Genomic DNA, 9,422 nt, shown 5'->3' with positions numbered 1-9,422 from the left:
AGGGCCCCGCCCACCGGCGGGTCCTGTTCCACACCGCCTCCTCCTTCGACGTGTCCATGTACGAACTATGGGTCCCCCTCCTCAACGGAGGCACCGTCGTCGTCGCGCCCCCCGGCATCGTCGACGCCACCACCCTCACCTGGGCCCTCGACGAAGAGGCGGTCAGCGCCGTCTTCCTGACCACGGGACTGTTCAACGTCCTGGCGCAGGACCACGTCCCCCTGCTGGCCCGCGTCCCGGAGTTGTGGATCGCCGGTGAGGCCGCCTCCCCGGCGACCGTGGAGCGGGTGGTCCGGGCCGGGGGCAACGTCTTCAACGGCTACGGCCCCACCGAGACCACGGTCTACGTCACCGCGCACCACGTCACCGAGCCCGGCCCCCTCGTGCCGATCGGCCGGCCCCTGGACGGCACCCGCGCCTACGTGCTGGACGACCGGCTCCGGCCCGTCCCGCCCGGGGTGGCCGGCGAGCTCTACATCGCGGGCGAGCACCTGGCGCGCGGCTACCTGGGGCGGCCCGACCTGACCGCCGAACGCTTCGTCGCCTGCCCCGAGGAGCCCGGCGCGCGGATGTACCGCACCGGCGACCTCGTCCGCCGGTTGCCCGACGGCACCCTGGACTACGTCGGCCGGGTGGACAACCAGGTGAAGATCCGCGGCATCCGGATGGAGCTGGGCGAGATCGAGGTGGTCCTGGACCGTCATCCGGACGTGGCCCAGGCCGTCGTCCTCGCCCGGGAGGACCAGCCCGGGGACAGGCGGCTGGTCGCCTACCTCATCCCCCGCGCCGCGAACCCCGGAGCGGGAACGGACGCGGACGCCGGCACGGGTGCGAAGGCGGAGGAGCTCACCGGACGGGTGCGGCGCTTCGCCGAGGACAACCTGCCCGCCTACATGGTCCCGTCCGCCTTCGTGGTCATGGACGCCTTCCCGCTGAACCACAGCGGCAAGGTGGACCGCCGCGCGCTGCCCGCCCCGGAGACCGCGACCTCCGGGACGACCCCGCGCACCCCCGCCGAGGAACGGCTGTGCGCGCTGTTCGCCGAACTGCTGGCCGTCCCCGGCGTCGGCGTCGACGACGACTTCTTCGCCCTGGGCGGCCACTCACTGCTCGCCATGCGCGCCGTCACCGCCATCCGCGCCGCCTTCTCCGCCGAACTCCGCATCCGCGACGTCTTCGAGGCGCCGACCGTCGCGGAGCTGGCCGTACGGATCGACAAGGCGGCGACCGGCGACGCGGTCCGGGCCCGGCCCGCACTGGTCCGCGCCGAGGACGCCGAGGACGCCGACCGTTCGGAGCTCTCGTTCGCCCAGTACCGGGTCTGGCTGGTCGACCAGCTCGCCGAGAACGCGAGCCTCTACACGATCCCGCTGGTGCTGCGGCTGACGGGCAGGCTGGACCGCGAGGCGCTGCGCGCCGCGGTCGCCGACGTGGCCCGGCGGCACGAGACGCTGCGCACCGTCTTCCCCGCCCGGGAGGACCGGCCGACGCAGCGGGTGCTGGAGACGGCGCCGGAACTGACGGTGACCGAGGTCGACGAGGCGGAGCTGGACGCCGCGATCCGGCGGACGGTGCTTCGGCCGTTCGATCTGGCGTCGGAGCCGCCGATGCGGGCGGAGCTGTTCACGCTGCCCTCCGGAGGGGACGCGCGGGCCGTACGGCCCCCGGGGAGCGCCGTACGGCCCGCCGGGACCGTGGAGCCCTCCGGCGCGATCTCGGGACCGGACGGGACCGCGGGACCCTCCGACGCGGCCTCGGGACCGGCCGGGGGCTCGGAACCCGATGACGGCGGCGGACACGTACTCGTGATGGCGTTCCATCACATCGCGATCGACGGGTGGTCCCTCGGCCCCCTGGAGCGGGACCTGGCCACCGCCTACGCGGCGCGGGCACGCGGCGAGGAGCCCGGCTGGCCGCCGCTGCCCGTCGGCTATGCCGACTACGCCCGATGGCAGCGCGAGCTGCTCGGCGACCCCGCCGACCCGGGCAGCCTGATGAGCGAGCAGACCGCCCACTGGCGCACCGCGCTGGCCGGACTACCCGACGAGATCGCGCTGCCCGCCGACCGGCCCCGCCCCGCGACGAGCGGGCACCGGGGCGAGGCGGTGTCCCTGAGCCTGTCCCCCGAGCTGCACGCCCGGCTGCTGGCGGTGGCCCGGGGCGGTCAGACGACGCTGTTCATGGCGTTGCAGGCCGGGCTGGCCGCACTGCTGACCCGGCTGGGCGCGGGCACCGACGTACCCATCGGCGCACCCGTGGCAGGCCGCACCGACGAGGCACTGACCGACCTCGTCGGCTTCTTCACGAACACGCTGGTGCTGCGCACCGACACCTCCGGAGACCCGACCTTCCGCGAACTGCTCGCCCGGGTCCGCGAGACCGACCTGGCCGCCTTCGCCAACCAGGACGTGCCGTTCGAGCGGCTCGTGGAGGCGCTGAACCCGCCCAGGGTCTACAGCCGCCCGCCGCTGTTCCAGGTGATGCTGGCCCTGCTCAACACGCCCGGCGCGGACGCCGGGCTTCCCGGGCTGACGATGGCGCTGGATCCGGCGTACTCGCTGTACGGGTTCGGCGGCGCCAAGTGCGACCTGCTGCTGGGCCTGACCGAGGACACCACCGCCGACGGCGCCCCTGCCGGGGTGGAGGGTGTGCTGCAGTACGCCGTCGACCTGTTCGACCGGGCCACCGCCGAGATGATCGCGGCGCGGCTGGTGCGGCTGCTGGAGGCGGTAGCCGCCGACCCCGACACCCCGATCGGCGCGGTGGACCTGCTCGACCCCGCCGAACGCCGCCTGCTGCTCACCGGATGGAACGACACCGCCGCCCCCACCCCGCCCGGCAACCTCGCCGAACTGTTCGAGGCGCGGGTCGCGGCCGATCCGCACGCCGAGGCGGTGGTCTGCGGCGAGGTCCGCCTGAGCGCGGCCGAGCTCAACGGCCGGGCCAACGCCCTGGCCCGCCGCCTCCTCGCCGCCGGAGTGACCGCGGAGACCCCCGTCCTGGCCCTGCTGAACCGCTCCGCCGACGTCATCGTCACCATGCTCGCCGTCGTCAAGGCCGGTGGCACCTACGTCCCCCTGCACTCCGCCCTTCCCCCGGCCCGGATGCGCTGGATCGCCGAACGGACCGGCGCGCCCATCCTCATCACCGACACCGCCGGCGCCGCCCACGACCTCACCCGCCACGTCGCCTCCCTGGTCGTCGGCGACGACACCGACCCGGAGAACCCCGGTCTGGAGATCGCCGCGGACCGGCTGGTGTACGCGATGTTCACCTCCGGCTCCACCGGCACCCCCAAGGGCGTCGCCGTCACCCACAAAAACATCCGCTCCTTCGCCACCGACCGCCTCTGGAACACCCCCGCCCACCGGCGGGTCCTGTTCCACACCGCCTCCTCCTTCGACGTGTCCATGTACGAACTATGGGTCCCCCTCCTCAACGGAGGCACCATCGTCGTCGCGCCCCCCGGCATCGTCGACGCCACCACCCTCACCTGGGCCCTCGACGACGAACACGTCACCGCGATCTTCCTGTCCACCGGCCTGTTCAACACCCTGGCACCCGACCACCCCGGCCTGCTCGCCCGCGTCCCCGAACTGTGGATCGCCGGCGAAGCCGCCTCCCCCGCGACCGTGGAACGGGTCCTGGCCGCCGGAGCCGGCACCGTCTTCAACGGCTACGGCCCCACCGAGACCACCGTCTACGCCACCGCCCACCCCATCACCACCCCCGGCCCCCCCGTCCCCATCGGCCGGCCCCTGGACAACACCCGCGCCTACGTCCTGGACCACCACCTCCAACCCGTCCCCCCCGGCGTCCCCGGCGAGCTCTACCTCGCCGGCGACCACCTGGCCCGCGGCTACCTCGGCCGGCCCGACCTGACCGCCGAACGCTTCATCGCGTGCCCGTACGGCGAACCCGGCACCCGGATGTACCGCACCGGCGACCTCGCCCGATGGCTGCCCGACGCCACCCTCGACTACCTCGGCCGCGCCGACGACCAAGTCAAGATCCGCGGCATCCGCATCGAACTCGGCGAGATCGAGAACGTACTGGGCCGCCATCCGGATGTGGCCCAGGCCGTCGTCCTCGCCCGGGAGGACCGGCCGGGAGAGCGGCGGCTGGTGGCCTACCTGGTCCCGCGCGCCACGGACACGGAGACGGGTGGAGGCTCCGGTACGAACACGGGCCCAGGCACAGGATCGGTCTCGGACACAGGCTCGTTCCCGGGTGAGGGCTCAGGTGAGGGCTCAGGTGAGGGATCGGAGGGCTTCGCCGCCCGGGTGCGGCGTTTCGCCGAGGACAACCTGCCCGCCTACATGATCCCGGCGGCCCTCACCGTCATGGACACCCTGCCCCTCAACCACAGCGGCAAGGTCGACCGCCACGCCCTGCCCGCCCCCACCTGGCAGGACACCACCGCCACCGCCTTCGTCCCACCCCGCACCGACGCCGAACACCTCATCACCGACGTCTGGACCGACGTCCTGGACACCACCCGCATCGGCGTCCACGACGACTTCTTCGCCCTGGGCGGCAACTCCCTGCTCGCCATCAGGGTCCGTTCGCGCATCAGATCCGCGGTGGACCTGGAGATCCCGATCAACATGATCTTCGCCAACCCCACCGTCGAGAAGCTGGCCGACGCCGTGGAGGCACTGCTGATCGCCGACATCGAGGCGGGGGGCTAGGTCCCGTTCCGCCGGCCCTCGTCCGGCGGGGATCCCCGGCGCCCGGCACGCGTCGTACGGCCGTCGTGGCATACCGATCCGGTATGCCACGACGGTCACGACGGCCGGGCGGGCCGTACCGCCCGAAGGACGGCGGACGGCGGACGGCGGACGGCCGGGAAAGGCCGGTGGCCGGAGGAGACCGGGTGCCGGGGAAGCGTTCGGCCCCTCACCCTCCGGAGGAACCGGAGGGTGAGGGGCCGAGGGGCCGGACGGCCGGTCAGTCCTCGGAGCCCGGCACGCCGTACTCGGCGACCAGCACCGCGCGGGCCAGGGCGTGGTGGTTGATCGTGCCGCTGAAGACGGCGGCCGTCTGGTCGGGGGTGACCTCGATGCTCTCGACCCCGAGGGCGTGCACGGCGAAGACGTAGCGGTGGGCCGGGCCGGGGGGCGGGGCGGCTCCGCCGAAGTCGAAGGTGCCGTAGTCGTTGCGGCCGTGCAGGGCGCCCTTGGGCAGCCCCTCCATGTCGCCGCTGCCCGCGCCGCGCGGCAGCTCGGTCACGTCGGCCGGGATGTCGGCCAGCACCCAGTGCCACCAGCCGCTGCCGGTGGGGGCGTCGGGGTCGAAGCAGGTCACGGCGTAGCTCTTCGTCCCGGCCGGTGCGCCGGACCAGCGCAGGTGCGGGGAGACGTTGCCGGCTTCGTAGACGTGCGCGTCGGGAAGCACCCCGCCGTGCGCCAGATCGTCGCTGGCGACCGTGAAAGCCGGCACCTGTCGCAGATATTCGTATGGCATGGGCGCGCGACCGGCCATCATTCCCCCGTCTTCGTTCCGGACTCCTGGCTGACGGGATCTTGGTCACTTTCCCCCTCACTGTCAAGGGTTGACACCCCTCGGCACGCATAGGAGATACTCCGCATTCGGGGTGTTAGTGACTTAGATGGTGGGATCGGTCGCTTTCCGGCGATGTGCGGTAACCCTGCGTTCCGGTTGACAAAGACGTCCACAAGACCGCTTCCGAAAGCACGGAGTTTCCATGAGCAATCCGTTCGACGACGAGAACGGCAGTTACCTGGTTCTGGTGAACGCCGAGGGGCAGCACTCCCTCTGGCCGGCCTCCGCCGACGTTCCCAGCGGATGGGACATCGCGCACGAGAAGGACAGCCGGCAGGGCTGCCTGGACTTCGTCAACGCGAACTGGGCCGACATGCGGCCGCGCAGCCTTCGGGTGTCCTGAAAAGGACATAAAACCCCCAAAAAGGCTATTAATGCCCCGAAAAGGGCGTCGATTTTCTCCTCTCCGGGCGACTACCGCCACGAACCGCGTTCAGAACCGGGTATTCCGCGCGGCCGGACAGTGGCTGAGCAGCGCCTGGGTCATCGGTTCGGCTTTTCGCCCCATCGTGCCCTGGGCCCCCTGTGCCCTCGGGCCCTGAACCTGGAGATTCCGTGAACCCGAATTCCCTACGGCGGAGCCTCGCCGGGCTGTTCGAGGCGCGGGTGGCGGCGGCCCCCGGCGCCGAGGCGGTGGTCTGCGGCGAGGTCCGCCTGAGCGCGGCCGAGCTCAACGGCCGGGCCAACGCCCTGGCCCGCCGCCTGATCGCCGCCGGCGTCGGACCCGAATCACCCGTCGCGGTGCTCATGGAGCGCTCCGCCGACGTGGCGGTGGCGCTGCTGGCCGTCGTCAAGGCCGGCGGCGCCTACGTCCCGCTGCATCCGGCCTACCCGGCCGCCCGTCTGCGGGCGATACTCGGCCAGGCGGGCGTGCGGATCCTGCTGACCGACAGGGCGCACGCCGGCCACGAGCCGCCCGGGAACGTCACCTCCCTGGTCGTGGGCGACGACACCGACCCGGAGAACCCCGGCCTGGACATCGCCGCCGACCGGCTGGCGTACGTGATGTTCACCTCCGGCTCCACCGGCGCGCCCAAGGGCGTGGGCGTCACCCACGGCAACGTCGCCGCCCTCGCCGCCGACCACCGTTGGCGCGGGCACGACCGTGTGCTGTCGCACTCCTCGTTCGCCTTCGACGCCTCCACCTACGAGCTGTGGGTCCCGCTGCTGAACGGCGGCACCGTGGTCATGGCTCCACCCGGCGCCGTCGACGCCGGGACGGTGGCCCGGATGCTGGACGACGAGCGGGTCACCGCGGTGTTCCTGACGACCGGCCTGTTCAACGTGCTCACCGAGGAGGCGCCGGAGCTGCTGGCGCGGGTCCCCTTCCTGTGGAGCGGGGGCGAGGCGGCCCACCCCGCCGCGATGGAGCGGATCGTCCTCGCCGGAGGGTCCGCGCACAACGCCTACGGCCCCACCGAGAACACGACGTTCGCGGTCTCCCACCGGGTGGGGAGACCACCGGCGGGCACGGTCCCCATCGGCCGCCCGCTGGACGCCGTCGGCGCCCACGTCCTGGACGGGAACCTGCGGCCCGCCGACGAGGGCGAGCTGTACCTCACCGGGGAGCAGCTGGCGCGCGGCTACCTGGGCCGGCCGGATCTGACCGCCGAGCGCTTCGTCGCCTGCCCGTACGGCGAGCCGGGCACGCGGATGTACCGCACCGGCGACCTGGTGCGGCGCCTGCCCGGCGGTGACCTGGAGTTCGTCGGGCGTGCCGACGGCCAGGTGAAGATCCGCGGCTTCCGCATCGAGCTGGGCGAGATCGAGGCGACCCTCGCGCGGCACCCCGAGGTGGCCCAGGCCGTCGTCCTGGCCAGGGAGGACCACCCCGGCGACCGGCGGCTGACCGCCTACCTCGTCCCGCGCACCGCGGACACGAGCACGGGCACGGGCACGGACGCCGGGGAACTCGTCGACCGGGTACGGCGGGCGGCCGGGGAGACGCTGCCCGCCTACATGGTGCCGTCGGCGTTCGTCGTGCTGGCGTCACTGCCGCTCAACCACAACGGCAAGGTGGACCGCCGCGCGCTGCCCGCCCCGGAGACCACGACCTCCGGGACGGCCCCGCGCACCCCCGCCGAGGAACGGCTGTGCGCGCTGTTCGCCGAACTGCTGGCCGTCCCCGGCGTCGGCGTCGACGACGACTTCTTCGCCCTGGGCGGCCACTCACTGCTCGCCATGCGCGCCGTCACCGCCATCCGCGCCGCCTTCTCCGCCGAACTCCGCATCCGCGACGTCTTCGAGGCGCCGACCGTCGCGGAGCTGGCCGTACGGATCGACAAGGCCCGCGGTGAGGGCGGAAGCCGGCCCAGGCCGGTCCTGACGCGCGGCGGGGAGAACGGCGGCCCGGAGCCGTCGTTCGCCCAGTCTCGTCTGTGGATCTCCGACCGGCTCGCCGAGAGCACGGGCATCTACACGATCCCGCTGGTGCTGCGGCTGATGGGCAGGCTGGACCGCGAGGCGCTGCGCGCCGCGGTCGCCGACGTGGCCCGGCGGCACGAGACGCTGCGCACCGTCTTCCCCAGCCGGGACGGCCGCCCAGAGCCGCGGGTGCTGGACGGCGTGCCGGACCTGACCGTCACCGGGCTCATCGGCAGGTCGGAGCTGGACGCCGCGATCCGGCGGACGGCGCTGCGGCCGTTCGACCTGGCATCGGAGCCGCCGATGCGGGCGGAGCTGTTCGCGTTGCCTCCGGTCGGCGGGCGGGACGAGCACGTGCTGGCCCTGATGTTCCACCACATCGCGATCGACGGGTGGTCCCTCGGCCCGCTGGAGCGGGACCTGGCCACCGCCTACGCGGCGCGGGCACGCGGCGAGGAGCCCGGCTGGCCGCCGCTGCCCGTCGGCTATGCCGACTACGCCCGATGGCAGCGCGAGCTGCTCGGCGACCCCGCCGACCCGGGCAGCCTGATGAGCGAGCAGACCGCCCACTGGCGCACCGCGCTGGCCGGACTACCCGACGAGATCGCGCTGCCCGCCGACCGGCCCCGACCGGCGGTGCCCGGGTATCTGGGCGGGTCCGTGCCCTTCACGCTCCCGCCCGGTCTGCGCCGGCGGCTGCTGGCGGTGGCACAGACCGGTCAGGCGACGCTGTTCATGGCGTTGCAGGCCGGGCTGGCCGCACTGCTGACCCGGCTGGGCGCGGGCACCGACGTACCGATCGGCGCACCCGTGGCAGGCCGCACCGACGAGGCACTGACCGACCTCGTCGGCTTCTTCGCCAACACGCTGGTGCTGCGCACCGACACCTCGGGAGACCCGACCTTCCGCGAACTGCTGACCCGGGTCCGCGAGACCGACCTGGCCGCCTTCGCCAACCAGGACGTGCCGTTCGAGAGCCTGGTCGAGGCGATCAACCCGCCGCGGGTGCCGGGCCGTACCCCGCTGTTCCAGGTGATGCTCGGCCTGGTGGACGTCTCCCCCGCCGGGAGCGGGGTCGCGGAGCCGTCGATGGCGCTGGATCCGGCGTACTCGCTGTACGGGTTCGGCGGCGCCAAGTGCGACCTGCAGTTCGGCTTCACCGACGACCGCTCCGCCGAGGACGGGGTGGAGGGTGTGTTGCAGTACGCCGTCGACCTGTTCGACCGGGCCACCGCCGAGATGATCGCGGCGCGGCTGGTGCGGCTGCTGGAGGCGGTAGCCGCCGACCCCGACACCCCGATCGGCGCGGTGGACCTGCTCGACCCCGCCGAACGCCGCCTGCTGCTCACCGGATGGAACGACACCGCCGCCCCCACCCCGCCCGGCAACCTCGCCGAACTGTTCGAGGCGCGGGTCGCGGCGGACCCGGACGCCGAGGCGGTGGTCTGCGGCGAGGTCCGCCTGAGCGCGGCCGAGCTCAACGGCCGGGCCAA

General features: G+C 73.3%; 4 protein-coding genes. 3 read left to right on the top strand and 1 reads right to left on the bottom strand.

Translation table 11 applies throughout. The annotated features are described in order from the left end of the window. Positions 1-4,691 (top strand): amino acid adenylation domain-containing protein (locus ACFYSC_RS36710; RefSeq protein WP_389970964.1); only part of this gene is annotated, 4,691 nt, incomplete at its 5' end. A gap of 259 nt (positions 4,692-4,950) precedes the next feature. Here ACFYSC_RS36710 and ACFYSC_RS36705 read toward each other — a convergent pair. Beyond that, a complete protein-coding gene (locus tag ACFYSC_RS36705; RefSeq protein ID WP_389970961.1) occupies positions 4,951-5,487 on the bottom strand; it encodes a YbhB/YbcL family Raf kinase inhibitor-like protein in 537 nt (178 codons plus the stop codon). A 220-nt stretch (positions 5,488-5,707) separates the two neighbouring features. Here ACFYSC_RS36705 and ACFYSC_RS36700 point away from each other — a divergent pair, with 220 nt between their 5' ends. Both ACFYSC_RS36700 and ACFYSC_RS36695 read left to right on the top strand, forming a co-directional pair. Beyond that, positions 5,708-5,908 carry an MbtH family protein gene (locus tag ACFYSC_RS36700; RefSeq protein ID WP_389970958.1) on the top strand — a complete coding sequence of 67 codons (201 nt, stop codon included), beginning with the start codon at positions 5,708-5,710 and terminating at the stop codon, positions 5,906-5,908. A 212-nt stretch (positions 5,909-6,120) separates the two neighbouring features. Next, a partial coding sequence (locus ACFYSC_RS36695) for an amino acid adenylation domain-containing protein (RefSeq protein ID WP_389970955.1) occupies positions 6,121-9,422 on the top strand: 3,302 nt, incomplete at its 3' end.

The sequence above is a fragment of the Streptosporangium sp. NPDC004379 genome (assembly GCF_042873875.1).
In the GTDB taxonomy this organism is placed as follows: Bacteria; Actinomycetota; Actinomycetes; order Streptosporangiales; family Streptosporangiaceae; genus Streptosporangium.
Note: the sequence above shows the minus strand (reverse complement) of the source record. Positions and strands in the feature narration are given on the sequence as shown.